This is a genomic window from Lampropedia puyangensis, from assembly GCF_004833285.1.
GTDB classification, from domain to species: Bacteria; Pseudomonadota; Gammaproteobacteria; order Burkholderiales; family Burkholderiaceae_C; genus Lampropedia; species Lampropedia puyangensis.
Map to the genome: position 1 here is coordinate 40,136 of NZ_STFG01000012.1, position 24,364 is coordinate 64,499.

Genomic DNA, 24,364 nt, shown 5'->3' on the forward strand with positions numbered 1-24,364 from the left:
TCTTTGTGCGGAGACACTCTATTTCTAAAGTGCAAATGCCGCGACAAGCAGTTAAGGAGATATTTATAAAAATAACGATTTTTGCGATTTAAATGAAAAAAATCAGCATTGAAACTATTTTTTATGTAATTGATTTAAATAAAATTAAACCATGAGCACCACTACTCCATCCCAGATTCATGCGCGCTTGAAAGTGTTTGTTGTGGCTGCCCGCAGCCTGTCATTCACGGAGGCGGGGGAGAGCTTATGCATCACAACTGCGGCGGTGAGTCAGCAGATCAAGGCGTTGGAGGAGTGGCTCGGGTTTAAATTATTTCAGCGCTTCTCTAGGCGGCTGGAGTTGACAGAAGAGGGTGATCGTTTATTGGCTACGGTTAGCCCTGCTTACGCTAATGTTGATTTGGCCATTCACCGATTGCGTGGTGGGCCGCTTTCAGGCGTGGTGCGGGTTCGTTCACTGCCATCCTTCCTTGGAATTTGGCTGGTGCCAAGGCTGCCTTTGTTGATGGAGCAATATCCGCATATTGAATTGAGTTTGGAGGCAGAAGACAGTGCGCACTCATTGCGGGAAGGTGATTTTGATATCGCCATTGACCTCAATGATGGCCTGATGCCGGGCTTTCAAAGTACGGTGCTTATGCAAGAAGCCATTTTTCCGGTTGTATCTCCCAAGCTGTTAACGGCTGAGCGACCACTCGCAAGCGTTGAAGATCTGAAGCATTTTCCTGTATTGCACGATGTGACTGCTTGGCGAGGCAGTGAACCTTATGGTGAGTGGGAGAGTTATTTGCGTGCTATTGGTGCTGGGCATGTGGATGTGCGGCGAGGCTATATGTTCAATCGGCACCAAGTCACGATTGATGCAGCCAAGGTCGGCATGGGCGTGGCCATTGCCCGTCAACGATTGACTTCGGACGAGCTGGCCTCGGGTCTGTTGGTGGAACCCTTTGGCAAGCGGGTCATGACAGGCAAAAGCTACTGCTTGGTTTATGCCGCAGGTGCGCTGGATGATAGGCGCGTGGCAGCCGTGCACAACTGGTTTGTAGAGCAAGCCGCACTGGAAGACGTGCAGAAGTTAGTCGGCTGAATTGCGCATCAAACCGTAGTGGGTTAATACCCGAGCGTTTATAGCGCTTGTTGTCGCGACTCTTCTGCACGTGCGAGCTTGCGGTCGTACATGTTGGCTGCCAATGCGGCCAGGCCTAACGCCAATCCGAGCCAGCATACAGTAGACCAACCGCCTGCATCCCAGGCTAGAACACCCAAGGCAGAGCCGGCTGACGCGCCAAGGAAATATCCTGTCATATAGATGGCATTGGCTCGAGAACGCGCTTGACTGGTGAGTTTGAAAATCACGCTTTGGTTGGAAATGTGTGTGCCCGCAATAGCAACGCCAAGCAATAGTAAGCCAATGCCAAACATGGTGGTGCTTTGTGCCGCCAGCCACATGGGAGGCCAGGTGGCAATCACTAGCAGGCTGGCGCCCAATGAAGTCTTGGGTTCATCGCCTTGGTCGGCCCATTGGCCAATAGGTTTTGCTACCAGCGCACTGGCAACGCCTACCAGACTTAATAGCCCGATTTGTAGATCGCTTAAACCATGAGGCGCTTTTCCTAGCAGCAGCGCCATGGTTGAGAACAGCACCGCCAGGCTCCCGAAGCTGAATGCGCCCATCAACGTTCGGCTGCGCAAGCGCGGCATACGTATAAACAAATCAACCAATGAGCGCATGGTGCTGCTGTAACTGGCTTTATGTGCCCCTGTTTGTGCCATGTTTACAGGGGGCAATGCTGCCGGGGTTGGCAGCATTTTCGCCAAGGCAGCAGCGACAAGCAGCATCAAAATGGCGGTGAGTATATAGACCGATTGCCAGCCCGCCGTGCCTGAAAGAACACCAGCAATACTTCGCGCTGATTGAATGCCAATCAAAAGCCCTGTCATGAGAATGCCCACAGCACGGCCTGCTTGTTGGGGCAGCACCATTAGCGTCACCAATGGCACCAAAACTTGTGCTGCGACTGAAAATACTCCTGCCACTGCAGAGCCTAACCAGAAAAATCCAATCTCCCCGGTGAATGCGCACAGCAGCAAACCTGCAGCCGCAAGTCCCATTAGCACCACAATCAACTTGCGTCGATCAACCAAATCACCAAGTGGGACTAGAAATAGTAGGCCCGCGGCATAGGCTAGCTGTGACACGGTGACACTGAAGGCCGCTTGGGCTTCGCTCACATGCAGCCCGGTTGCAATCGAATGCAGTAGCGGTTGGCTGATGTAATTACAGCCTGCGCATAAACCGCAGGCAATGGCCATCAATAAAAGCAGAGAGCCAGACGCTTGAGTGTGTGGCGTAGGAGATGAGGAAGGAGACATTGCAACGCAATAAAAGGCAGAAACCGCGCAAGTCTAATGACTTTGAATCAAACGCGCTTGCCGTTTATCGCCCAATGGTATTTGGTTCATCTGGTCTGCGTGCTCCGCACGCGCGAAGAGCGTGTTTCGGGGCCCTACACAGTCGCGCAAGACGCAAAAAAAGAGATAGTGCAAGGCACCTGTTGCCGCGCAGCGCATCATTTTGGACTCCAACGCAGTCTGTGTGGAGATCCTACGTGTCAAGTTTCTGACGTTCCAAGAACTGTGCCCTTATCTTCGGCGAATCACAAAGTGGTGCACTCCTGCGTCATCACTGTATTGCTCAACCAACGCATTGCCGGTTTGTTTCGAAAATGCGGCAAAGTCTTGCAATGAGCCATTATCAGTTGCTTGTACATGGAGTAATTGGCCGCTTTGCAGCGTTGCCAGTGCCCGCTTGGCGCGCAGAATGGGCTGCGGGCAGCGCAGGCCCTTTGCATCGACATCTAGTGCAATATCTGTCATGACTTGTTGAGCCCTGATGAGGAGCTGTTATTGTCTTCTGTCGGTCTGCCATTGGGATAGCGCTCAATCACCTCGGGTTCAAAACCTTGGGTGCGGAGCCATTTCTGTAAGGCCCGACCGGTACCTGATGTCCATACCGTAGCTTGGCTGGGGTCAACCAGTTTGTATTCAGACAGTTCGGGGGAGAGTTTGATGATGCCTGTAGCCACTACGTGGTAGGCAATCAAGACTTGATTCATCCGTAAGAACTCAGACACATCAATCAACTGGCAGCTTTGCACGTCGAGGTTGATCTCTTCTTTGACTTCTCGCGCGATACCTGCTTCAGGGGACTCGCCTGCCTCCATGAAGCCGGTGATCAGGCCAAAGAAGGGGTCTTTCCATAATGCATTGCGCGCCAGCACGATCTTGTCTTGGTATTGCACAATGGCCGCTAACACCGGAGTGGGATTGTTCCAGTGTGTCCATCCGCATGCAGGGCAGCGCAGGCGGTTTACCAGGCCACTGTCTTCTTGTGAGGGCATCCACTCCAGCGCCGTGCCGCAGTGGCTGCAAAAACGCACTTCATATGTCATCGTGGTTCTTTTTAGGTAGAAGGTGAGGGATCACGCAGGAAATACACCGGTGGAGAGGTAGCGGTCGCCTCGATCGCACACCACAAACACGATGGTCGAATTCTCAACGCGAGCGTTGATTTGCATGGCAACCCATAAAGCACCTGCGGCAGATATGCCGCCAAAGATACCCTCTTCACGAGCCAGGCGGCGACACATGTCTTCTGCGTCGTCTTGGGTAACGGAGACCAATTCATCAACGGCAGACGGGTCGTAAATTTGGGGCAGGTATTCTTGCGGCCATTTACGGATGCCAGGAATACGTGAACCCTCAGCAGGTTGCGCACCAATGATCTGAATGGCTGGGTTTTTCTCTTTCAAAAAGCGTGATACCCCTGTAATCGTGCCTGTGGTACCCATGGCACTGACGAAGTGTGTGATGTTTCCTTGGGTTTGCTCCCACAGCTCAGGCCCAGTGGTTTCGTAGTGGATGCGAGGATTATCTGGGTTGGCAAATTGGTTGAGGATCACTCCCTGGCCTTGCTGCACCATCGTATCGGCCAAGTCACGAGCGGCCTCCATGCCGCCACTTTTTGGGGTAAGAATCAATTCGGCACCAAAGGCTTTCATGGTTTGTGCCCGTTCAATTGATAGGTCTTCCGGCATGATCAAAATCATCCGGTAGCCTTTAATAGCGGCGGCCATGGCTAAGGCAATGCCGGTGTTGCCAGAAGTGGGCTCGATCAAAGTATCGCCAGGCTTGATGTCGCCACGCTCTTGCGCGCGCTCAATCATAGACAGCGCCGGACGGTCTTTGACCGAGCCTGCAGGGTTGTTTCCCTCCAGTTTGGCCAAAATTGTATTGCCGCGCTGGTGGCTGGTTGCGATGTCGATGCGTTGCAAAGCAACCAGTGGCGTATTGCCAATTGCATTTTCAATGGTTTTGTATTTCATGCCGTAAATATGCCATATAATGCGTGCTTCGACGCCTGCCGGAGTGGTGAAATTGGTAGACGCAGGGGACTCAAAATCCCCCGGGGTAAAACCCGTGCCGGTTCGATTCCGGCCTCCGGCACCATCTTAATCAAGGTGGTCATCGGCAGGTAGTTCGAAACAAATTCAAGCATGAATGCCACCTTGCAAGGTGGCATTTTTAATGCAAGTAGTTCGCTCCTGCCGGAGTGGTGAAATTGGTAGACGCAGGGGACTCAAAATCCCCCGGGGTAAAACCCGTGCCGGTTCGATTCCGGCCTCCGGCACCATCTTAATCAAGGTGGTCATCGGCAGGTAGTTCGAAACAAATTCAAGCATGAATGCCACCTTGCAAGGTGGCATTTTTAATGCAAGTAGTTCGCTCCTGCCGGAGTGGTGAAATTGGTAGACGCAGGGGACTCAAAATCCCCCGGGGTAAAACCCGTGCCGGTTCGATTCCGGCCTCCGGCACCATCTTTTAGATGAAAAACTCTGCAGCCTAACCCGCACGCTGTTTCTTGGCGCATTCGTTGCGCATATTCAAAGCCACCTTTAGAGGTGGCTTTTTGCCGTTTGCAACTTTCTCCTGCGTTACCTGTTTCGTGTGGGTATTTCTTGTTGATCAGTTCGGTTTTTTGGGTGCGAGACAGTTTGCGAAAACACTTACTGCTGGTAACGCAGCAGGGGTTATGGGCTGGGCAAGCTTAGTCCCATAGTTTGCTGAGGTCTGGATTTTTGATCAACAGCTCAAATAGTCGAACAGCGGCGCCCGGTGGAGTTTTTCGGCCTTGCTCCCAGTCGTTCAATTCCGCCGCAGAGGTGTGGATCAAGCTGGCGAAAGTGGCTTGGGGCATGCCCAATGCCTTTCTGGCTTGACGGGTTTTAGCCTGCGCTTGTGCGGGATCTGTCTCAAATGGCTTGTTTGATGCGCTCGTGCTGTTGGGCGATGTCGTGTTTTCTAATGCCGCACTCAGCGGGGACTGCATTGAGGGCGGTTCGACTTTTGCAAAGACTGCCTGTGCCATTTCCTCGAGATTGATTTTTCGTGCATTCATAGCTTATGCATAGACCTTGGGACCAAAGATCAGGCCATTTTATGGGGGCTGCGCGGCTACGCATCCGTTATGACGTGACTTTTAATGTACTGTGAAGTCAGGGTCAAGTGTTGCTTGGAAAAATCGCGGTCTAGACGGTGTGGGTTCTGGCTATGGTTCGAGCCAGATGGAAACCAGCGCTGCACTCTACAATCGGGAATGCATGCCTGCAGGCCATGCACAACAACGACTAGGAGACAGCAGTAATGTTATTGAATGACGATCAAATAATGGTTCGCGATGCCGTGCGTGCTTTTGTGCGTGAAGAGGTGACCCCTCATGCTGCGCAATGGGATCGGCAGCACCATTTTCCGCACGAGGTGCACCAAGGGCTTGCTGCGCTGGGGGCATATGGGATTTGTGTACCAACGGAATATGGTGGTGCGGGCTTGGATTATTTGAGTTTGGCGCTGGTGTTGGAGGAAATTGCAGCAGGCGATGGTGGCACCAGTACGGCTATCAGTGTGACCAATTGTCCGGTGAATGCGATTTTGATGCGCTACGGGAGTCCTGCGCAAAAGCGCCAGTGGTTGGAGCCCTTAGCGCAAGGGCACATGTTGGGCGCTTTCTGTCTGACCGAGCCGCACGTCGGCTCAGATGCATCGGCGCTGCGCACGACAGCGCGAAAGCAGGGTGATGACTATGTGCTCAATGGGGTCAAGCAGTTCATCACCAGTGGAAAGAATGGCCAGGTTGCCATAGTGATTGCGGTGACTGATGCCCAAGCTGGTAAAAAAGGCATGAGCGCTTTTCTCGTACCTACCAATCAGCCAGGCTATCACGTTGAGCGTTTGGAAGAAAAACTGGGGCAGCACTCCAGCGATACGGCGCAAATTCGTTTGGAGGACTGCCGTATTCCTGCCGAGAACTTGATTGGTCAGGAAGGGGAGGGTTACAAGATTGCCTTGTCTTCGCTGGAGGGGGGGCGAATTGGTATTGCATCGCAAAGTGTGGGCATGGCGCGTGCAGCGTTCGAGGTAGCTGTGCAGTATGCCAAGGAGCGGGAGAGTTTTGGCACTGCCATCGTCAACCACCAAGCAGTGGGATTCCGGTTGGCTGAGTGCGATATGCAGATTGAAGCTGCGCGCCAATTGATCTGGCATGCTGCCAGCTTGCGCGACGCTGGGCAGCCGTGCCTGCGTGAGGCCGCGATGGCCAAACTGTTTGCCAGTGAAATGGCTGAGCGCGTTTGTAGCGTTGCTATCCAAACCTTAGGGGGTTACGGCTATGTGAATGACTTCCCGGTTGAGCGTATTTACCGCGATGTGCGCGTTTGCCAAATTTATGAAGGTACCAGCGACGTGCAAAAAATCTTGATTCAACGTGCCCTGATGTGATCGAGATGAGGCAAGTCAGTTGCTGGTGACGGCTGGCTGACTTGTTGCGTGCATGGTGGTTGGATGCAAAAAACGCCTCGTATTGTAGCAATACGAGGCGTTTTTTTTATACCTGCTTTTATTGACTCAGTCGTAAGACCATATGTGTTTGCTGTCTTGTGCAATGGTATCGATAGCCGCTGAGCTGGCACTGGCGCCAAACGAGGCGCCTAGGCGATTGGCAATCGAATCTGCCAAGCCGCGTTTGTAGGTGTAGTCCACCAGTGTGTCGGCCTTGACCACGTCACGTGCCACAGAGTAGAGCGAACCAAGTTGGTCTGCCAAGCCCAATTGCACCGCTTCTTCTCCGGTCCATACCAGGCCGGAAAACATCGTCGGTGTTTCTTTGAGTCGCTCGCCGCGACCTTGACGAACCACTTCAATGAATTGATTGTGGATCTGGGCCAGCATGCGTTTGGCATGGTTGACATCAGCAGGGTTCTGAGGGCTGAATGGATCTAAAAAGCCTTTGTGATCACCTGCAGAAAGCAGTCGGCGTTCAACGCCAAGCTTTTCCATCGTACCTGTGAAGCCGAAGCCGTTCATTAATACGCCAATGCTGCCGACCATGCTGGCCTTGTCGACGTAAATGTCATCAGCGGCAACGGCTATGTAATAGGCTGCAGATGCGCCCAACTCCCCAATCACAGCATGTACAGGTTTTTTATGCAGGCCTTTGAGGCGGATGATTTCATCATGAATGATGCCTGCCTGTACGGGGCTGCCGCCCGGGGAGTTGATGTTCAGGACAACGGCTTTGGCATTACTGGCTTCAAATGCTTCGCGTAAGGAGCGCAAGACGTAGCGAGCACTGGCTTCGCTGTCATCGGCAATGGCGCCTTTGATGTTGACCACGGCGGTATGCTCTGCCGCTGTTGGTGTATTTAGGCTGCTGTTTTTGAGTACTGTCCATGTGATGAAGCCAATATAGACAAAAAACAGCATGGTGAAAAAAAGCTTCCAGCGCCGGGCGCGGCGCTGTTCTTTGAGGCTGGCAAAGGCCAATTTTTCCAATACTGAACGCTCCCAGTCGCCCTCGGATTTGCTTTGGCGTTTTTTGTTCGTTAGCGTTTCCTCAAGGTTGACGTCAGCACGGTTGCGCTGTTGTGCGCCTGGCCTTTCTGCCCACACGTTTTCGGGTGTATGGGGAGGCTGCTGCGTGTGCGGTGTTTGGTTTTGGGGAGAGGGCTCGTCATTGTGGCCTTGCATCTTGAATTCTCCTAACAGTCAATGGAGTGGGAGAGGCGAGTGTGCGGAACACCAGCCCTTCGTGTTTGTGTCTGTGAATGGGGACTAACGGGCTGGCCCCTGTCTTGTCCGTTCGCAGCTGGTGCAAATTTGGGGGGGGCATACATGCATTGCGCTGAATCTTTCAGAGGTATTTTTTACGTTGCCCAGCAAACGCGTGTGTCTGAAACCAGGAAGCCAATTGCGCAATGCTTTGGGCGATAGTCAGTGGTTGGTATTGCTCTAGCCCTTGCGCTGCATGGGCCCCGTAAGTCACTGCAATGCTGGGGCAGCCTGCGTTGATGGCCATTTGCAAGTCGTGGCTGGTGTCGCCGATCATCAGCAGCCGCTCTGGTGGAATGCTCCAGACGTCCATCATCTCTTGCAGCATCAGAGGATTGGGTTTGCCTGCGGTTTCATCTGCCGTGCGGGAGTCGTCAAACAAACCATGCAAGTCATGGCTGGCTAGAACGTCATTGAGGCCACGGCGGCTTTTTCCTGTGGCCACGGTCAAGATAAAGCCTGCCTCCTTGAGTTGATGCAGCATCGGCAGGGCACCGGTGAACAGTGCAATGTCGTCTTGCCGTTGGATGTAGTGGTAACGGTAGCGACGTGCCAGCTCTGGGTACGCGGCAGGGAGGACGTCTGGTGCAGCTTTGGCCAATGCGGCATTGAGTTCAAGGCCGATGACCCAGCGCGCGGCCTCATCGGTTGGGGGTGTTCCTCCAACGTCCCGCACGGCATCTTGAATGCTGCGGGCGATGATGGCGGTTGAGTCAAATAAAGTGCCATCCCAATCAAACGCCAGCATGTCGAAAGCGCGGGGGGAACTGGTGTTTGGATTCATGGTGTGAGAAGAGTTTGGGCTGGCTATATGTGAAAGGTCGGGGGGGCGTGCGGCAGAGCGTGTGGCATGCCGCGCGCATGCCCCGGCTTAGAGCGACTAACACAACCCTTGATACGTCGAAAGCAAAACCTTGTCGTACTACTTGTGCTGCCTGCGGTTTTGCGCCTAGTCTCAACCGCAAACCTTCGGTTTGCTGGGTTGTGTTAGCCGCTCTTAGTATGCTGGTTCGTCGCCCATGGCCAAATTTTCGAAGCGGGTCTGATTTTTCTGGAAGTACAGATGTACCGTTCCTGTTGGGCCGTTACGCTGCTTGCCGATGATGATTTCCGCTTGGTTGGGTGCTTTACTGGCCTCTTTGAGGTAGTAGTCGTCACGGTAGATGAACATGATCACGTCCGCATCCTGCTCAATGGCGCCAGACTCGCGCAAGTCACTCATCATGGGGCGTTTATCGGTACGCTGCTCTACTGAACGGTTCAACTGCGACAGCGCAATGACAGGGCATTGCAATTCTTTGGCCAGCATTTTCAAGCCGCGCGAGATTTCGCCCAATTCAGTGGCACGGTTGTCTTCAGAGGAATTGCCTGATCCGCTCATCAACTGCAAGTAATCGACCACGATCAACCCGAGTTGGCCGTATTGGCGCGCAAGGCGGCGTGCGTTGGCGCGCAATTCGGTTGGGGTCAGGCCTGGTGTTTCGTCAATGTGTAAAGAGACTGTGCGCAGCCGCTCCACGGCTTCTGTCAGGCGTGGCCATTCGTCGTCATTGAGCTTACCGGTGCGCAGGCGCCCTTGGTTAATGCGGCCGATGGAGCCGACGATACGCACGGCCAATTGAGCCGCGCCCATTTCCATTGAGAAGATGGCTACAGGCAAACTCTCATTGAGTGCGACGTGCTCTGCGATGTTGATCGCAAAGGCAGTTTTCCCCATTGAAGGGCGAGCAGCCAGTACGATCAAATCGCCTTTTTGCAGCCCCGATGTCATGCGGTCCAAGTCAGAAAAACCTGTGGGTACGCCAGTGATATCGCTGGTAGTTTGAGCCATTTCCTCAACCTGATCGAGCAGGTTGACCACCAGACTTTCCATGGATTGAAAGCCCTGCTTCATGCGCGAGCTCTCTTCGGCGATACCAAAAATTTTGGCTTCAGCTTCGTCCAGAATGCTGGTGACTTCGCGGCCGCGTGGGCTGAAGGCATTGGAGGCGATTTCGTCGCTGGCAGCGATCAGTTTGCGCAGAATGCCACGTTCACGAATGATTTCGGCATAACGGCGGATGTTGGCTGCGCTGGGTACATACTGCGCCAACATGTTCAGGTAGGGAATGCCGCCGACTTCCTCTGCTTTACCCATGCCGCGCAAATGCTCAAACACGGTAACGACGTCCGCAGGACGGTCACTTTCGAGCAGGGATGCGATAGCGGCAAAAATTTCTTGGTGTTCGGCGCGATAAAAATCAGATTTCTTTAGTAAATCTGACACCCGCTCCCACACTTGGTTATCCAGCAGCAAGCCCCCTAGTACGCTTTGTTCAGATTCAACCGATTGGGGTGGCAGGCGTAAATCAGCGACTTGCGGATCGTTTTTGATTTCTTGTCCGCGCGAACCTGATATCGCAATCACATCAACGCTCATGGCAGTGTCTTTCGTCAACTTCTCAGTGTATTTATAGGGTGCGCCGTGGCGTGCTGCAGCCTCTGCGACTAATGGGCGTTATCTTACGCGCCAAGCCGGGTTTGTCATGGCATAACCCGTTGGATAAGTTGTGGATAACGCTTGCATAAGTCTGTATAAAAAGGCCGTATTTTTATGCGGTATTGCAACTTCCTGTTAGCGCATTTGCAGGCCTGTTTGCTCGCTAGGCTGCATGCAATGTTTGGCATTTCACATGGAGTGCTCATGTGCACCAAAACAAAAACCGCCTGCATGAGGCGGTTTTTGTTGATGCACCAAGTCTTTGGACTTGGTTTTTGCGCTGACTTAAGCAGTTTCGCCGTAAACAGCCACAGTGATTTCAGCATCCACATCGGTGTGCAGAGCTACGATCACGGTATTATCGCCAACCAGCTTGATAGGGCCGTTAGGCAGACGAACTTGTGACTTGTGCACTTCGTAACCTTGCTTTACCAGCTCGGCAGCGATGTCGTGGTTGGTCACGGAGCCGAACAAACGGCCGTCCACACCTGCTTTTTGGCTCAAACGCACAGTTTGACCATTGAGCTTCTCGCCCAAAGCTTGTGCTGCAGCCAGTTTTTCAGCAGCTGCTTTTTCCAGTTCGGCACGGCGTGCTTCGAATTCGGCCTTAGCAGCTTCAGTGGCGCGACGTGCACGACCTGTCGGGATCAAGAAGTTGCGAGCGTAACCGTCTTTGACTGTGACGATCTCACCGAGGTTGCCCAGATTGACAACTTTTTCCAGAAGAATAATTTGCATGGTGACGTCCCCTATCAGATTTTGTGCTGGTCGGTGTACGGCAGCAAAGCCAAGAAGCGAGCGCGCTTAATGGCGGTGTTGAGTTGGCGCTGGTAAATGGCGCGGGTCCCGGTCAAGCGAGCGGGGATGATTTTGCCGTTTTCGGCGATGAAGTCACGCAGTGTATCGACATCTTTGTAGTCGATCTCTTCCACGCCAGCCACTGTGAAGCGGCAGAAACGCTTGCGGCGGAACAGCAAGTTTTGGTTGTTGCGCTTTGGGCGACGGTCTTTGTTGAAACGTTTTGGTCCGGCCATGATTGGCTCCTGATGAAATCGTGAATGCAAGAATGAGGCGGGTCACACCATACGGGCGCAGGCCCAATTCAATGGGGTGAGGAACCTCAAGACAAATGGATCAGTCCTTCTGGGCAGCTTGTTCAGCGGCCTGGGCAGTTTTGCGTGCTTCTTCACGCTCGACTGTCTTCATCATGGAAGAAGGTGCTGTCTCAGCCTTTTTCTTCTGCACAGTCAACTGGCGCAGAACTGCATCGTTGAAGCGGAAAGCGTGATCAAGTTCGTCCATCACGGCTTGACTGGCTTCAATGTTCAGGCTCAGGTAGTGGGCCTTAACCAGTTTGTTGATTGGGTATGCCAATTGACGGCGGCCCCAGTCTTCTTCACGGTGGATTTTGCCGCCGCCTTCGACGATCATGCCCTTGTAACGCTCCAGCATCGCTGGCACTTGTTCGCTTTGATCGGGGTGGATCAGCAAAATGATTTCGTAGTGACGCATCGTTGAACTCCCTTATGGAATGAACTGCCACCCGCAGCGTCAAACAGCGGTGGTGGCAAGGAAACCGCGCATTATAGCTGCAAGTATATTTACAGTGCAACTGCAATGCATATGGCCAACCAGTTGTGGAAATGGCAAGGGCTGCTTTCGCGGTTTGTAGCGCGTGTTGCACTGATGTTGCAGATGCTTTGGGTGTTGTATTTATTTATGTAGCCGATGCTTGTTGATCATGATGCAATAAAGCTATACTTGCGCCCGTTATGCCAATGCTGCACTTCTTATCCATCCACGCAGGCGCTGCCCACAAAGCAGATGCTGGTGTGTTGGCGTGCGCCTGCATGTGCATCACCATCACTATTAAGACGATTAAGGGCTAACCAGCTCCGGATCGTCCTGCCCGCAAAAAAACCGGCCAGACGAGCCGGAGCAGAAAAGCCCTTTTTCTGCAACACTTTTTTGTAAAGGCATTTCCCATCATGGCAAAACTCACAGGACTGGTCGGTTGGCGCGGCATGGTCGGCTCGGTACTGATTGACCGCATGCAGGCTGAAGGTGATCTCGAGGTTATTGAGCCGGTGTTTTTTTCGACCTCCAATGCAGGAGGTCAAGCGCCTGCACAGGCCAAGAACGAAACAAAGCTGCAAGACGCATACGATATTGAAGCATTGAAAAAATGCGACATCATCGTGACGGCGCAAGGCGGTGATTACACCAAGGCCGTGTACCCTAAGTTGCGTGCTGCGGGCTGGACTGGCCACTGGATTGATGCTGCATCTTCACTGCGCATGGACAAGGACTCGGTGATCATCCTCGATCCGGTCAATATGCCTGTGATCAAAAATGCGCTGGCCAATGGTGGCAACACCTGGGTGGGCGGCAACTGCACTGTCAGCTGCATGCTGATGGGCGTGGGCGCTTTGTACAAAGCCGGTCTGGTCGAGTGGATGAGCACCCAGACTTACCAAGCCGCTTCCGGCGGCGGCGCGCAGCACATGCGCGAGTTGCTGACCCAGTTTGGCTCTTTGAACGCGGAAGTGGCCGGCTTGTTGCAAGACCCGAAAAGCGCGATTTTGGAAATCGACCGCATGATCGTGGCTAAGCAGCGCGCTTTGAGCGCGGAAGAAACTGCTAACTTCCTGGTGCCGCTGGGTGGCTCCTTGATTCCTTGGATCGACTCCGATTTGGGCAATGGCGTTAGCCGCGAAGAGTGGAAAGGCATGGCCGAAACCAACAAAATCCTCGGTCAGGGCGAAGGCTTTGGCACGGCAGCGATTCCGGTTGATGGCTACTGCGTGCGCATTGGCGCAATGCGCTGCCACAGCCAGGCGTTGACTTTCAAGCTGAAGAAAAACGTGCCTCTGGATGAGATCGAAGGCATGATCGCCGCCGACAACCAGTGGGTCAAAGTGGTGCCCAACACCAAAGAAGCGACCATCCGTGATCTGACCCCTGTGGCCACGACCGGCACTTTGACCATCCCTGTGGGCCGTATCCGCAAACTGGCAATGGGCGATGATTATCTTGGTGCATTCACCATTGGCGACCAATTGCTGTGGGGCGCTGCAGAGCCGCTGCGCCGTATGCTGCGCATTCTGGTTGATTAATCTTAGGGTGGCAGCCACGGCTCAAACAGCCGTTGTCCCCAAGAAAAAAAGCCACTGGCCATTTGTGGGGCCTGTGGCTTTTTTCAATGCAGCAGAACGGTTGCTTAATGGGCTTGGGCGTTGCTGCCAGCGTTGTTTTTGTTCAGCGCTGTCCAGCCTTTGGTGGCCAGTGGAACAAAGGCCAGCAACATCGCCAGCACGCTCACGATGGTGACGTAGTGGGCGGCGGCCATGCGGTCTTGCTGCAGCCACATTTGCGTCAGCACCGGTGTCAGGCCACCAAAAATCGCATAGGCGACGTTGTAAGAGAAAGACAGGCCAGAGAAGCGAATCACTGGGGGGAAAGCGCGCACGCCGACAATCGGCATCGTCGCAATCGCGCCAACAAAAAAGCCCATGATGGCGTAGTTCAGCATCAATTGGCCATCGGTGATGCTAGGCAGGGTCGAGAAGAAATGGTAGGTGCTCAGCGCCAGGCCGCCCCAGCTGACAATCAAGGCTTTGCCGGTGCCAAAGCGGTCAGAGAACCAGCCAAACACCGCGCAGCCAATCACCAGCATCAAGGTGGCGATGCAGTTGGCTTCCATGGCGGTGGTGGCTGGAATTTTGTAGGCTTTTTGCAGTACCACTGGCGTCATCAAAATCAGCACCACGACTGCGGTGGACAGTGACCAAGTCATCACAGCCGTCACCAGGCAAGCGGCGCGGTGCTCGCGCAACACGGTTTTGACTGGCAATTCTTTGGCGACGGCGCGGGTTGCTTCCAGCTCTTTGAAGACAGGCGTTTCAGACAAGAAGCGGCGCAAATACACCGACAGCAGGCCAAACACACCGCCCAAGATAAATGGAATACGCCAGGCCCAAGCGTGGATTTCTTCGGTCGAGAACTGGTGGTTGATGGCAATCGCCACCAATGAGCCCAGCAAAATGCCGCCGCAAATGCCCGAGGTCAAGACGCCAATGCCAAAGCCAAAGTTTTTGGCTGGCACGTGCTCGGCCACAAACACCCAGGCGCCTGGCATTTCACCGCCAATCGCAGCGCCTTGCAGTACGCGCATCGCCAGCAGCAGCAGTGGCGCGGCAATGCCAATGCTTTCGTAGGTGGGCAAGAGGCCAATGATCAGCGTGGGCGCGGACATCAGAAAAATCGACAGCGAGAACATGCGCTTGCGACCCAGCTTGTCGCCAAAGTGCGCAATCACAATGCCGCCGACCGGGCGGGCCAGATAACCGGCGGCAAAAATGCCCAGGGTTTGCAGCTGCACCATCCAGTCCGGCATCGAGGGCGGAAAGAATAGGTGGCCGAGTGCGACCGAGAAAAAGACGAACACGACGAAGTCGTAAAACTCCAGCGTGCCGCCCAGGGCGGAGAGGGAGAGGGTTTTGTATTCTTCACGTCCGAGTGAACGTGGTGCGGCAGCGGCTGCCGAAGGGGGATTGCTCATGGTGAGTCCTTGCAAATGGGCGTGGTGCGATGGCATGCATGACGGGCCCTTTGTGCGACGGTGACGGGGCGTGACGCCAGTGGGGCTGCTGGCCAAGCGGCGACCGTGCGCGGGTATAGCCGCGCCGTGAGACTGGCTTTGGCGCGCAGGCTTGCGGTGGCAAGCGGGCGGCCAATCAGTGCAAACGAGCGGCAGGGGTGGTGCCGGAGCTTGCGCTGGATCCAGGAGGTCGGGGAGAACATGGCAAAAGCAGTGCTGTGCGTCTAAAGGGAGAGGAGCGTGTCATCAAAACCCCATGCAAAAAGCCCGCTAGCGGTGAGGCTGGCGGGCTTTTTGGGGCAGATCGGCGAATCAACTGGCTGGGTGTTTTTCAACAGCGAGCATACGACGAGGACCTACCAAGCCCGAAAGCCGGTAGGGTGCTAATCGAAATCAGGGAGGTAACGATCTTCATAGGGACAACCATTATAGGGTAATTGCGGATTTGTGTGGCAGACCGCTGAAGTGGATGTTCGCTGCTGCGCCGGGCGCTGCAGTGCCGCCCATAAAAAAAAGCCTTTGCGGCACATGCGCAAAGGCTTTTTTAGAGGAGGTAGAAGTGTGCGGCTGAATCAGTGAATATTGCTTTGCTTGCCCACCAACAAGTATTCCATCAGCGCTTTTTGCACATGCATGCGGTTTTCTGCTTCGTCCCAGACCACCGATTGCGCGCCGTCGATCACATCGGCGTCGACTTCTTCACCACGGTGGGCGGGCAGGCAGTGCATGAACAAGGCATCCGACTGGGCCTGGGCCATCATCGCGCTGTCGACCTTCCAGTTGGCAAAGGCTTTCATGCGTTTGGCGTTTTCTTCCTCATAGCCCATAGAGGTCCAGACATCGGTGGTGACCAGGTGTGCGCCTACGCAAGCTTCTTGCGGACTCTCAAAAGTTTGGAAGTGGGCTGGATCGGCTTTGGCACCAAGCGCTAATTTTTCATCTAGCTCATACCCTGTTGGGGCGCTGATGTGGAGTTTGAAATCCAGCAGTTGCGCGGCTTGCAGCCAAGTATTGGCCATGTTGTTGCCATCTCCGATCCAAGCGACAGTTTTTCCTTGGATTGGGCCACGATGCTCAATGAAAGTAAAAATGTCGGCCAGAATTTGGCAGGGATGGAATTCGTTGGTCAGCCCGTTGATGACGGGTACACGCGAGAACTCTGCAAATTTTTCGATTTTTGTTTGTTCGTAGGTGCGGATCATCACCAAATCGACCATGCGACTGATCACGCGTGCACTGTCCTCAATGGGTTCAGAGCGTCCTAACTGGCTGTCGTTGGTAGTCAGGTGGACAACTGAGCCACCTAATTGGTACATGCCTGCTTCAAAACTCACGCGCGTACGCGTACTGGCCTTTTCAAAAATCATGGCCAGCGTGTGGTCAGTCAGAGTTTTGTGGTTTTCGTATTTTTTGAACATCTGCTTCAACTTGGCCGCACGCGCTAGCAGGTAGGCGTATTCGTCGGCTGAAAAGTCGTTGAATTGCAGGTAATGTTTGATGGTACTCATGGCAAGTTCTTTGGTCGCAAGGCATTGGGCCCCCGACTGAGGATTTTCAGCCAAGGGCATGCCAAGCCAGATTACTGCGGTTGATCGAGGAATTTTTGGACGACAGGCAGCAAGCGATCAACCAGCTCATCGGCTTCTGCTTCGTTCATGATCAAGGCGGGCAGCAGTCGGACGACGCGGTCGGCGGTGACGCTGATCAACAGGCCTTCATCTGCAGCCTGTTGAATCAAGGCTGCGCATGGGCGGTTGAGCTCTATGCCGATCATCAAACCTTCGCCGCGGATTTCCACAAAGCCAGGCAATGAGCCAAAACTTTCGCGCAGGCGCTTGTGAAGGTGCGCGCCAACGCGTGTGGCATTGTCCAGGAGTTGGTCTTCTTCAATGATGCGGATGGTTTCTACGGCGGCGCGCATAGCCAACGGGTTGCCGCCAAATGTCGTGCCGTGGTTGCCCGGTTGAAAAATATGGGCTGCTTTGGGGCCTGCTACCACAGCGCCAATGGGAACGCCTGAGGCCAAACCTTTGGCTAGCGCCATGACATCGGGCTTGATATCAGCCCATTGGTGCGCAAACCATTTTCCTGTACGCCCCATGCCGCATTGCACTTCGTCAACCATCATCAGCCAATTGCGCGCATCGCATAGCGCGCGAACTTGCTTGAGGTACTCCATGCGTGCAGGGTGGATGCCGCCTTCGCCTTGAATGACTTCAAAAAATACCGCTGTGATTTCCTCTTCACCCTCGACGATGCGCTCAAGTGCGTCGAAATCGTTCAGTGGTACACGGATGAAGCCTTCAACTAAGGGGAGAAAACCCGCATGAATTTTCGGATTGGCCGTGGCAGACAGGGTTGCAATAGAGCGGCCGTGGAAGGCTTGTTCGCACACCACTACTTTGGGATTTTTGTAGCCGCGGTCGTTGCCCAGCTTGCGGGCGAGCTTGAGCGCTGCTTCGTTGGCTTCAAGGCCAGAGTTGCAGAAGAACACATTGGTCATGCCCGAGAGTTCAACTAATTTTTTGGCTAGCTGTTCTTGACCAGGGACGTGGTAGTAATTGGAGGTGTGAATCAGCTTAGCTACTTGGTCTTGCAAGGCAGGGACCAGTTTGGGGTGGTTGTGCCCCAAAGTGTTGACGGCAATGCCACTCAAGCCATCCAGATACTCTCGGCCGTTGGTATCCCATACGCGTACGCCTTGGCCTCGCTCCAATGCAATGGTGACTCGACCGTAGGTGTTCATGACATGGGGGGATGCAACGGGGGCATCGTGGCTCATAGCGTAGCTCCTTCTGGCTTTGCGACAAAACGTACATTCTATGCGAGCCATTTGTCGGTTGAGTGACGTAATGGGTCCATTACGCAGTTGATTGGCACTGGAGAAGCCGAACTGTATTTTTTTGTCGCTATGGAACATGAGAATGCAAAAATAGCCATTCCAAGTGACAAAAAAATGTAAACTGACGAGATGTATGTCTGTCGTTAGGGAGATCGCTGATGGGTGATCGTGTGTCTGCCCCTCCGACGTTTCGGCTGGGGTACTTTGCGCTTCCCGCAGAAGATGTGGAGGAGCTGCGGCTATGGGTGGAGTCGTCTCAAGTCGCGATGCCTATGCGTATAGAAATGGTGCGCAAAGGGCCTTTTTCTGCCATTGCAACAGATATTGGGAGCATGTTGGTGCCCCAGCGGGTGGCACAGCTCAGCAAAATTGGTTGCCCCGTTCTATTAATTGCCGAGCATGACCCCACTGGGGCCGTGCAGGCGTCTGTCAGGTCTTCGATGCCACAGGCGGTAGTGATCCCGCGGCCTTTGCGCACAGATGTCTTGTCAGTGTGCTTGAATGCTTTGGCGCCGCTGACGCGTGCGGCCCCTGAGGTCTTGTTGGCCTGTGTTCATGCCTTGACGCCTTTGGTTCGCGTCATTTCTGAAAAACATGTTGGCGCTGCGCCAGAGTTTGTGGCGCGCAGTCCTGCTGCAGTTGTGGCGCAACGCGATCAATCCGAGCCACCGGCGCGTGCGGGTGAGGGCGCCGCTTTGGCGCACCAGCGTCCTCCGGTGCAAGAAGACGATCTACGCACCACTTTAATGGGGCGCTTGCCTGAAGCCTTGGGTTTGCAAACAGATATGGGGAATTTGCCTGAATTGGGTGAATCCTCTGCATTGAGCCCAGCCATTGCGGTGGACGACGATAGCTTGCAAGAGGTGTTTTCCCAAGAAGCTTTATTTGCTACGGCTGATTTGACAGAGCGTGTAGAAGCTCCGCAAGCTATTGAAGAGGAGTTTGAACCTGTTGAAGCCACTGCGCCTATTTCTGTGCAGCAGGAATGGGAGGCGATGGAAGAGTCCGTGGAGGCCAGTACGGCGTTTGCCCCGGCGGTTTTGGTATTGACCGATGTGGTGAGTGATTCTCAGCCATCAGATCCCTTGTCAGAGGATTCCCCATCAGAGCCGGTGACCCGTGCGTTGGAGTCTGAAAGGCCGGTGCTACAAGGCGCAGAGTCGGTAGCATCCTCTACGGAAGTGCTAACTGCTCAGAATTTAGCCTCCGCAGAGGTTTCGGTGCCTCGCGCGCATGACACGGATGCAGCGCGCCGCTACCAACGTCTTGTGCGGGCCGTTGCGGATTGGAAGGACGCAGGTGTCAAAGTCGATTCCATGGCGCGCTACAAGCTCAAAGGCTGGCCTACCGAGCAGTGGCTGCAGGAAGATCCGTTGCGCGTGCGGGTGGCGTCTCTGTTGGCCAGCAAGCCGCTCATGCTCAATGAAGTGGCCAGTGCCACTGGCGCATCGTGGGTGCAGTGTCAGGCATGCTTGAGTGGCTTGATGGCGGCAGGCTTGCTGCAGCGGCAATCCAAAAGCGCCACGCTCGATGTCGTTCGGAAAACGGCATCGAAGTAATGAGTGCATGGGCAGGTGGCTATGGCTGATTAGCGGGTTTGCTTTTTGATCGGACGGCTCCAGCCTTGCACGGTGATGGCCTTGGCACGGGTGACGGTGAGGCTGTTGGCTGGGGTATCTTTGGAAATGGTTGAGCCCGCCCCAATGGTGCCGCCAGCACCCACTGTGACTGGCGCAACCAGTACGCTGTTGCTGCCCACATGGACATCTGCCTCAATCACTGTTTTGTGTTTGTTGGCGCCGTCGTAGTTGGCGGTGATGGCTCCTGCGCCATAGTTCACGCGTTCTCCCACGCTGGCATCGCCCAAATAGGCCAAATGGTTGGCCTTGGCGCCATTGGCAAGCGTGGAGTTCTTGACCTCTACAAAATTCCCGATATGCACGTCGTTGGCTAATGTTGCACCTGGCCGCAAGCGGGCAAAGGGGCCAATGCGGGCGTCATCGCCCACGGTGACGCCCGCAGTTTCACCATCAATGTGTGTGTAAGCGGCGATCAGGCAGTGATGGCCAATGCTGGCTTGGCTGATGTGGCAATAGGCGCCAATGTGTGAGCCAGCACCAATGTGTACTTGGCCACTGAAAATACAGCCTACATCAATCTCAACATCGTTTGCGCATTCCAAATGGCCTGCTAAAGCACTGCCAGGGGCTGCACGCAGGTCAAACCGGGCTGGATCGGCCAGGCGCACGCCTTGTTCCATGAGTTGTTGGGCTTGCAGTTGCTGGTATTGGCGCTCGGTGTGTGCGAGTTGCGCAGGGCTGTTGATGCCTGCCACTTCCCAAGCCTGAGTGGCTGGCAGGCAATGGGTTTGCACCTCCACGCCATCAGCGACGGCCATTCCAATCACGTCGGTCAGATAGTACTCTTGTTGTGCATTGTTGTTGGTTAACTTGGCCAACCAGGGTTTCAACAGTCGGGCGGGGAAGGCCATGATGCCGCTGTTGATTTCGCGGATGGCGCGTTGCTCTTCGTTGGCATCTTTGTGCTCGACAATCGCTTGTACGTGCCCGGTCGCGTTGCGTACGATTCGTCCGTAGCCGGTCGGGTCTTGCAGCGCCACCGTGAGCAGGGCTACCCGCTCGTTATTGCATAGCGCCACCACGGCTTGCAGTGATGCAGGCTGAACCAGCGGAACATCCCCTAATGTAATGAGTACGATGGCCTCGTCGTCAAGTGCGGTTGAAGTCAACTGAACCGCATGCCCTGTGCCATTTTGTGGTTCCTGCAACACGGTAGTGCACTGTGCTGTGTTCAGCAGCACTTGGCGGTGGCGATCAATGTATGCATTGACATCTGTTGCACCATGTCCGGTGACAGCGATCAAGTGGCGTGGCTTTAATGTGCCGCATGCCTGCAAGACATGTGCGAGCATGGCACGGCCACCCAGTGGCTGCAATACCTTTGGGGTTTGACTTTTCATTCGCGTTCCCTTGCCTGCGGCAAGTACAACGACAGTGAGTGGGTGAGAAGGAGCGAGAGGTGCGTTCATAGTCATCCAGCGCTTGCTTTGGTGGAGATCCAAACGCAAGACAAAATAAACAGCCATTATCGCGGCTATGGACTGCTGCTATTCGGGCGGTGAGACGGGATGGCCTCGTTATTACGGTTCTTTGCGGCTTACGGGGCGTGGATAATGCGCACTGGGCAGTGGTTGCTGCAACCTAAGATAAAAAGAGATTTGACATGAATTGGACATATTTGGCATTGGCTGCGTTGGGCGCGTATGTGTTGGGTTCAATCCCATTTGCTGTAGTGGTCAGCCGTGCTATGCGGTTAAAAGACCCGCGAACCTTTGGCAGTGGGAACCCCGGCGCGACCAACGTACTGCGCTCAGGCAGCAAGGTGGCTGCCGGATTGACCTTATTGCTTGATGCTGCCAAAGGTTGGTTGCCGGTGGCATTGGTAGGCTGGTTCGGGGCCCCCTATGGACTGTGGGAAGGGGCGCAGGCCTTGGTAGGATTGGCTGCGTTTGCTGGCCATGTGTGGCCTGTATTCTTGGGTTTTAAAGGCGGCAAAGGGGTGGCTACTGCCATTGGAGTGCTGCTGGGCTTGAGTGGCTGGCTGGCGCTGGCGACGTTGGCTGTGTGGGCACTGGTGCTTGCCATTTCCAAGATGTCATCGCTGTCTTCGATTGTGGCAGCCCTGATTTTACCTTTGGTGTACTTGCTCGGCGGTGGGCCACTTTGGGATTACAACCGCACCGTGTTGTTTGCGTTGGTTCTGATGGTTGTGATTCTGGTTTACCGCCATGCAGCCAATATAAGCCGCATTCTTGCTGGCACTGAGCCGCGAGTTGGCGCATCCAAGAAGTCCATGGTTGAGCAGCAGTCCAAACCTACCCGAAAGAAGAAGGCTCGTTAAAGATGTCTAAAAAAAGACGCTGCCATGACTTTGTGTGGTTATGTCAACGTCTTTGTTGCTGCGGCGCAAGGGCGTCGCGCTTTTGTAGGTTCAGCCTCTACTGGTGGCGGAGTGTTGCCGCATTCCCTGGCGAGCGGTGAACAGGCCCAGGCTGACCAGTGTCCGGTGACTAAGGCTAGTGCCCAGCGCAGACCAAGGCAGGCTGCTGAGGATTTTGGGTTTTCCACTGGAGGTAAGGTACACCGGGGGCTTGTCGTAGGCTTGGCCTTGTGCATCAATCACGCCTGCCACGATAGGATGGTTGATTTCTGCGGAGCGTCTGAGCACGATAGCCATTTCCTGGGTGTCAAGTTTGACTAGGGTTCCTGGTGGATACAGGCCGGCCATCGTGGCCAAGGCTTTGCCTACTTCATCACGGGGATCGAAGCGTTGTCCCATGATGGCGCGCAAAGAATCTGCCACAGTACGCCCTGGCCGTGATTTGCGCGGGCTGATCATGGCCGCGTAGCGGTCAATGGACGACAGAATACGCGTTAACCGCTGCGGCACGCTCAGTGAGGCTAGAGGGAGCGTCTCAACAGGGGGGTGGTGGTGCTCAAGCACTACTTGCAGCCAGACGGGGTCTTTAATGCCCCATTGGTTGAGTAATTGGGTGCCTAAGGTTGCATGGTTTTTGATGATTTCTTCTTGCGCAAGTGAGGGGCGTTCCGCTTGAATGGCCAGCCGATCTTGTTGCTCCGTCATACCGACGTTCATCGTCAGCGCGCTATGCACCAGCGTCTTGCGTTCAAAGTCAGACAGGTTCAGGGCTTGACCAACCAATTGGCACAAGGTGGCGCACACCAGCGCATGGGAGGTGCTGTAGCCGGCTGTGGAGGTAGCTGCTACTTGGAACATCAGGTACAGCGCAGTGTCGCTGTCTTGTGCAATCAAGTCATTGAGCCAGCGGCGAATATCGATGATTTTTTGCTCGAAACCGTTGACTTGCTGTGGATAGTGCAGTGCTGTCTGGAGTGACGATTCGAGATCGCTCCAAGCTGAGACAAGGCGTTCATACCCTTGTTCGTTCAATGCGCCGGAATCTGAGGGGGCTGTGTTCGATAGCATAGGCAATCACTTTCAATGCTAGAAATGGGAGGCGCTACAGAGAGAGTAAAGCACGGGCTCTATCGCGGCTCCAGCACCATGGATGTGGCGTCGCGTGTCATACGGTAATGGTTCAGAAATGAGTTGCCCAACAAGGCAAAAGGCATGGGTTGTTGCACGATGGTGGCGCTGACATTGTGTTGTTGTAACTCTCCTACGCGTAGATTGGGCAGTGTGATGAGCCAGCCTTGGGTTTGGCCGTTGGCAGTATTGACGGTGATGGAGCGGCCTTTTTGAAAGTCGATTCCTAGCCGTGCTGCCAACTGGGCATCAAGTGATACGGTCGAGGCTCCGGTATCGACGAGAAACTGTACGTTTTGGCCATTGATTTGACCATTTGCGTAATAGTGCCCACCAGGTTGCGCAGGTAATTTCAAGGTTTGCGCTGCATGGCTACTCAGGCGTGTGGGTGTTTGTCCCACGGTCAGTGTGAGCTTTTCACCTTGGGTTGCGAAAGTAGCTGTATTACGGTCAATGCTCAGCAGGGTGATACCGTCGCGCGGCTGGCCGACGGTGAGCGTGCGTGATTTGCCATCACCGAGTACAACAATGGCACGGTTGGTGCCCACTGTGCCAACCAAACGCAAATCCTGTGCGGATGCCGCGCTAGGAAGGCTAGAAGCCAATACGCCGCACAGCCCCAATGGCACAAGCCATGAATGAAACCACAGTCTTCCGTATGGCTGGTGGGTTGAGGCGTTCATCGCTGTATTCCTGAAAGCTTAGTCGCGGAAGTTATTGAAAGACAGGGGCATTTCTGTCACTTCTTTGCGAATCAGCGCCATGGCCGCTTGCAAGTCGTCTCGTTTGGCGCCGGATACCCGAACGCTATCACCCTGGATGGAGGCTTGCACTTTCAATTTACTGTCTTTGATGTGCTTTTGAATTTGTTTGGCCAGTGTCGCGTCAATCCCGTTGCGCACGCGCACGATCTGTTTGACTTTGTCGCCCCCTATTTTCTGGGCTTTGTCGATGTCCAGAAAACGCACATCTACATTGCGTTTCGTGAGTTTATTGCGAAGAATATCCTCTACTTGCTGCAGTTGAAAGTCGGCATCGCCAAACAACGTAATTTCCTTTTCCTTGAGTTCAATGGCTGCAGAAGTGCCCTTGAAGTCAAAGCGGGTTGTGATTTCTTTGCTGGTGTTGTCCACCGCGTTGCGAACTTCGACCAAATCGGCCTCGAGTACAGTATCAAAAGAAGGCATACCAA

General features: G+C 54.3%; 24 protein-coding genes and 3 tRNA genes. 8 read left to right on the forward strand and 19 right to left on the reverse strand.

Annotated elements, in window-relative coordinates:
* Positions 1-151: 151 nt before the first annotated feature.
* Positions 152-1,087: a LysR substrate-binding domain-containing protein gene (locus E9531_RS11305; RefSeq protein WP_136573874.1), complete on the forward strand. Its 936-nt coding sequence runs from the start codon at positions 152-154 to the stop codon at positions 1,085-1,087.
* A gap of 38 nt (positions 1,088-1,125) precedes the next feature.
* On the opposite strand, the gene E9531_RS11310 is transcribed toward E9531_RS11305, so the two are convergent.
* The 4 genes from E9531_RS11310 to cysM form a co-directional block, all read right to left on the reverse strand.
* Positions 1,126-2,373, reverse strand: coding sequence for an MFS transporter (locus E9531_RS11310; protein WP_136573875.1), 1,248 nt, complete (start codon positions 2,371-2,373; stop codon positions 1,126-1,128).
* Between the two features lie 270 nt (positions 2,374-2,643).
* Complete coding sequence (locus E9531_RS11315; RefSeq protein WP_136573876.1) at positions 2,644-2,877, reverse strand: sulfurtransferase TusA family protein; 234 nt, start codon at positions 2,875-2,877, stop codon at positions 2,644-2,646.
* Positions 2,874-3,452 carry an NUDIX domain-containing protein gene (locus tag E9531_RS11320; RefSeq protein ID WP_136573877.1) on the reverse strand — a complete coding sequence of 193 codons (579 nt, stop codon included), beginning with the start codon at positions 3,450-3,452 and terminating at the stop codon, positions 2,874-2,876. Before E9531_RS11320 ends, E9531_RS11315 begins: the two co-directional genes overlap by 4 nt.
* A 30-nt stretch (positions 3,453-3,482) precedes the next feature.
* Complete coding sequence (cysM, locus tag E9531_RS11325; protein WP_136573878.1) at positions 3,483-4,385, reverse strand: cysteine synthase CysM; 903 nt, start codon at positions 4,383-4,385, stop codon at positions 3,483-3,485.
* A gap of 37 nt (positions 4,386-4,422) precedes the next feature.
* On the opposite strand from cysM, the gene E9531_RS11330 reads away from it, so the two are divergent.
* From E9531_RS11330 to E9531_RS11340, 3 genes are all read left to right on the forward strand, one after another.
* A tRNA-Leu gene (locus E9531_RS11330) sits at positions 4,423-4,509 on the forward strand.
* A 97-nt stretch (positions 4,510-4,606) separates the two neighbouring features.
* Positions 4,607-4,693 (forward strand) — tRNA-Leu (locus E9531_RS11335).
* Positions 4,694-4,790: 97 nt separating this feature from the next.
* A tRNA-Leu gene (locus E9531_RS11340) sits at positions 4,791-4,877 on the forward strand.
* Between the two features lie 230 nt (positions 4,878-5,107).
* Here the strand turns inward: E9531_RS11340 and E9531_RS11345 are convergent.
* Positions 5,108-5,458, reverse strand: coding sequence for a helix-turn-helix domain-containing protein (locus E9531_RS11345; protein WP_136573879.1), 351 nt, complete (start codon positions 5,456-5,458; stop codon positions 5,108-5,110).
* Positions 5,459-5,703: 245 nt separating this feature from the next.
* Here E9531_RS11345 and E9531_RS11350 point away from each other — a divergent pair, with 245 nt between their 5' ends.
* Positions 5,704-6,834, forward strand: a complete 1,131-nt coding sequence (locus E9531_RS11350; protein ID WP_136573880.1) for an acyl-CoA dehydrogenase family protein — start codon at positions 5,704-5,706, stop codon at positions 6,832-6,834.
* Between the two features lie 126 nt (positions 6,835-6,960).
* Here E9531_RS11350 and E9531_RS11355 read toward each other — a convergent pair whose 3' ends face one another.
* From E9531_RS11355 to rpsF, 6 genes are all read right to left on the reverse strand, one after another.
* Entirely contained in the window at positions 6,961-8,082 is a 1,122-nt protein-coding gene (locus E9531_RS11355; RefSeq protein WP_136573881.1) for a S49 family peptidase, read from the reverse strand.
* Positions 8,083-8,245: 163 nt separating this feature from the next.
* Positions 8,246-8,947, reverse strand: coding sequence for an HAD family hydrolase (locus E9531_RS11360; RefSeq protein WP_136573882.1), 702 nt, complete (start codon positions 8,945-8,947; stop codon positions 8,246-8,248).
* Positions 8,948-9,160: 213 nt separating this feature from the next.
* The gene (dnaB, locus tag E9531_RS11365) at positions 9,161-10,582 is read right to left on the reverse strand and encodes a replicative DNA helicase (protein ID WP_136573883.1); all 1,422 of its coding nucleotides are present in this window, start codon (positions 10,580-10,582) and stop codon (positions 9,161-9,163) included.
* A 345-nt stretch (positions 10,583-10,927) separates the two neighbouring features.
* Positions 10,928-11,380 (reverse strand): 50S ribosomal protein L9, encoded by a 453-nt coding sequence (gene rplI, locus E9531_RS11370; RefSeq protein WP_136573884.1) that lies wholly within the window; start codon positions 11,378-11,380, stop codon positions 10,928-10,930.
* A gap of 14 nt (positions 11,381-11,394) precedes the next feature.
* Positions 11,395-11,676 (reverse strand): 30S ribosomal protein S18, encoded by a 282-nt coding sequence (rpsR, locus tag E9531_RS11375; RefSeq protein ID WP_095538797.1) that lies wholly within the window; start codon positions 11,674-11,676, stop codon positions 11,395-11,397.
* Between the two features lie 100 nt (positions 11,677-11,776).
* On the reverse strand, positions 11,777-12,154 hold the full coding sequence (gene rpsF, locus E9531_RS11380; protein WP_136573885.1) for a 30S ribosomal protein S6: 378 nt from the start codon (positions 12,152-12,154) through the stop codon (positions 11,777-11,779).
* A 476-nt stretch (positions 12,155-12,630) separates the two neighbouring features.
* Between rpsF and asd the strand changes: the two genes are divergently transcribed.
* On the forward strand, positions 12,631-13,758 hold the full coding sequence (gene asd / locus E9531_RS11385; RefSeq protein WP_136573886.1) for an aspartate-semialdehyde dehydrogenase: 1,128 nt from the start codon (positions 12,631-12,633) through the stop codon (positions 13,756-13,758).
* Positions 13,759-13,862: 104 nt separating this feature from the next.
* Here the strand turns inward: asd and E9531_RS11390 are convergent, their stop codons facing one another.
* The 4 genes from E9531_RS11390 to E9531_RS11405 form a co-directional block, all read right to left on the reverse strand.
* Positions 13,863-15,203, reverse strand: coding sequence for an MFS transporter (locus tag E9531_RS11390; RefSeq protein WP_136573887.1), 1,341 nt, complete (start codon positions 15,201-15,203; stop codon positions 13,863-13,865).
* A complete protein-coding gene (locus E9531_RS11395) occupies positions 15,200-15,445 on the reverse strand; it encodes a hypothetical protein (protein ID WP_136573888.1) in 246 nt (81 codons plus the stop codon). Before E9531_RS11395 ends, E9531_RS11390 begins: the two co-directional genes overlap by 4 nt.
* Before the next feature lie 369 nt (positions 15,446-15,814).
* Positions 15,815-16,750: an ornithine carbamoyltransferase gene (gene argF / locus E9531_RS11400; protein ID WP_136573889.1), complete on the reverse strand. Its 936-nt coding sequence runs from the start codon at positions 16,748-16,750 to the stop codon at positions 15,815-15,817.
* 71 nt (positions 16,751-16,821) lie between these two features.
* Complete coding sequence (locus E9531_RS11405) at positions 16,822-18,024, reverse strand: aspartate aminotransferase family protein (RefSeq protein WP_136573890.1); 1,203 nt, start codon at positions 18,022-18,024, stop codon at positions 16,822-16,824.
* Between the two features lie 218 nt (positions 18,025-18,242).
* Here E9531_RS11405 and E9531_RS11410 point away from each other — a divergent pair, with 218 nt between their 5' ends.
* Positions 18,243-19,643, forward strand: a complete 1,401-nt coding sequence (locus E9531_RS11410) for a hypothetical protein (protein ID WP_136573891.1) — start codon at positions 18,243-18,245, stop codon at positions 19,641-19,643.
* Positions 19,644-19,672: 29 nt separating this feature from the next.
* Here E9531_RS11410 and glmU read toward each other — a convergent pair whose 3' ends face one another.
* Positions 19,673-21,133, reverse strand: coding sequence for a bifunctional UDP-N-acetylglucosamine diphosphorylase/glucosamine-1-phosphate N-acetyltransferase GlmU (gene glmU, locus E9531_RS11415; RefSeq protein ID WP_136573892.1), 1,461 nt, complete (start codon positions 21,131-21,133; stop codon positions 19,673-19,675).
* Between the two features lie 194 nt (positions 21,134-21,327).
* Here glmU and plsY point away from each other — a divergent pair, with 194 nt between their 5' ends.
* Positions 21,328-22,005, forward strand: a complete 678-nt coding sequence (gene plsY, locus E9531_RS11420; protein WP_136573893.1) for a glycerol-3-phosphate 1-O-acyltransferase PlsY — start codon at positions 21,328-21,330, stop codon at positions 22,003-22,005.
* Between the two features lie 90 nt (positions 22,006-22,095).
* Here plsY and E9531_RS11425 read toward each other — a convergent pair whose 3' ends face one another.
* From E9531_RS11425 to E9531_RS11435, 3 genes are read right to left on the reverse strand one after another with little or no spacing between them, the layout of a single operon-like run.
* Positions 22,096-23,112, reverse strand: coding sequence for an HD-GYP domain-containing protein (locus tag E9531_RS11425; RefSeq protein WP_136573894.1), 1,017 nt, complete (start codon positions 23,110-23,112; stop codon positions 22,096-22,098).
* Positions 23,113-23,171: 59 nt separating this feature from the next.
* The gene (locus tag E9531_RS11430; RefSeq protein ID WP_136573895.1) at positions 23,172-23,855 is read right to left on the reverse strand and encodes a retropepsin-like aspartic protease family protein; all 684 of its coding nucleotides are present in this window, start codon (positions 23,853-23,855) and stop codon (positions 23,172-23,174) included.
* Positions 23,856-23,873: 18 nt separating this feature from the next.
* Positions 23,874-24,359, reverse strand: a complete 486-nt coding sequence (locus tag E9531_RS11435; protein ID WP_136573896.1) for a YajQ family cyclic di-GMP-binding protein — start codon at positions 24,357-24,359, stop codon at positions 23,874-23,876.
* Between the last annotated feature and the right edge of the window lie 5 nt (positions 24,360-24,364).

Coding starts and splice junctions, on each gene's coding strand:
- E9531_RS11305 (WP_136573874.1), top strand. CDS start 152: ATGAGCACCACTACTCCATCCCAGATTCATGCGCGCTTGAAAGTGTTT.
- E9531_RS11310 (WP_136573875.1), bottom strand. CDS start 2,373: ATGTCTCCTTCCTCATCTCCTACGCCACACACTCAAGCGTCTGGCTCT.
- E9531_RS11315 (WP_136573876.1), bottom strand. CDS start 2,877: ATGACAGATATTGCACTAGATGTCGATGCAAAGGGCCTGCGCTGCCCG.
- E9531_RS11320 (WP_136573877.1), bottom strand. CDS start 3,452: ATGACATATGAAGTGCGTTTTTGCAGCCACTGCGGCACGGCGCTGGAG.
- cysM (WP_136573878.1), bottom strand. CDS start 4,385: ATGAAATACAAAACCATTGAAAATGCAATTGGCAATACGCCACTGGTT.
- E9531_RS11345 (WP_136573879.1), bottom strand. CDS start 5,458: ATGAATGCACGAAAAATCAATCTCGAGGAAATGGCACAGGCAGTCTTT.
- E9531_RS11350 (WP_136573880.1), top strand. CDS start 5,704: ATGTTATTGAATGACGATCAAATAATGGTTCGCGATGCCGTGCGTGCT.
- E9531_RS11355 (WP_136573881.1), bottom strand. CDS start 8,082: ATGCAAGGCCACAATGACGAGCCCTCTCCCCAAAACCAAACACCGCAC.
- E9531_RS11360 (WP_136573882.1), bottom strand. CDS start 8,947: ATGAATCCAAACACCAGTTCCCCCCGCGCTTTCGACATGCTGGCGTTT.
- dnaB (WP_136573883.1), bottom strand. CDS start 10,582: ATGAGCGTTGATGTGATTGCGATATCAGGTTCGCGCGGACAAGAAATC.
- rplI (WP_136573884.1), bottom strand. CDS start 11,380: ATGCAAATTATTCTTCTGGAAAAAGTTGTCAATCTGGGCAACCTCGGT.
- rpsR (WP_095538797.1), bottom strand. CDS start 11,676: ATGGCCGGACCAAAACGTTTCAACAAAGACCGTCGCCCAAAGCGCAAC.
- rpsF (WP_136573885.1), bottom strand. CDS start 12,154: ATGCGTCACTACGAAATCATTTTGCTGATCCACCCCGATCAAAGCGAA.
- asd (WP_136573886.1), top strand. CDS start 12,631: ATGGCAAAACTCACAGGACTGGTCGGTTGGCGCGGCATGGTCGGCTCG.
- E9531_RS11390 (WP_136573887.1), bottom strand. CDS start 15,203: ATGAGCAATCCCCCTTCGGCAGCCGCTGCCGCACCACGTTCACTCGGA.
- E9531_RS11395 (WP_136573888.1), bottom strand. CDS start 15,445: ATGTTCTCCCCGACCTCCTGGATCCAGCGCAAGCTCCGGCACCACCCC.
- argF (WP_136573889.1), bottom strand. CDS start 16,750: ATGAGTACCATCAAACATTACCTGCAATTCAACGACTTTTCAGCCGAC.
- E9531_RS11405 (WP_136573890.1), bottom strand. CDS start 18,024: ATGAGCCACGATGCCCCCGTTGCATCCCCCCATGTCATGAACACCTAC.
- E9531_RS11410 (WP_136573891.1), top strand. CDS start 18,243: ATGGGTGATCGTGTGTCTGCCCCTCCGACGTTTCGGCTGGGGTACTTT.
- glmU (WP_136573892.1), bottom strand. CDS start 21,133: ATGAACGCACCTCTCGCTCCTTCTCACCCACTCACTGTCGTTGTACTT.
- plsY (WP_136573893.1), top strand. CDS start 21,328: ATGAATTGGACATATTTGGCATTGGCTGCGTTGGGCGCGTATGTGTTG.
- E9531_RS11425 (WP_136573894.1), bottom strand. CDS start 23,112: ATGCTATCGAACACAGCCCCCTCAGATTCCGGCGCATTGAACGAACAA.
- E9531_RS11430 (WP_136573895.1), bottom strand. CDS start 23,855: ATGAACGCCTCAACCCACCAGCCATACGGAAGACTGTGGTTTCATTCA.
- E9531_RS11435 (WP_136573896.1), bottom strand. CDS start 24,359: ATGCCTTCTTTTGATACTGTACTCGAGGCCGATTTGGTCGAAGTTCGC.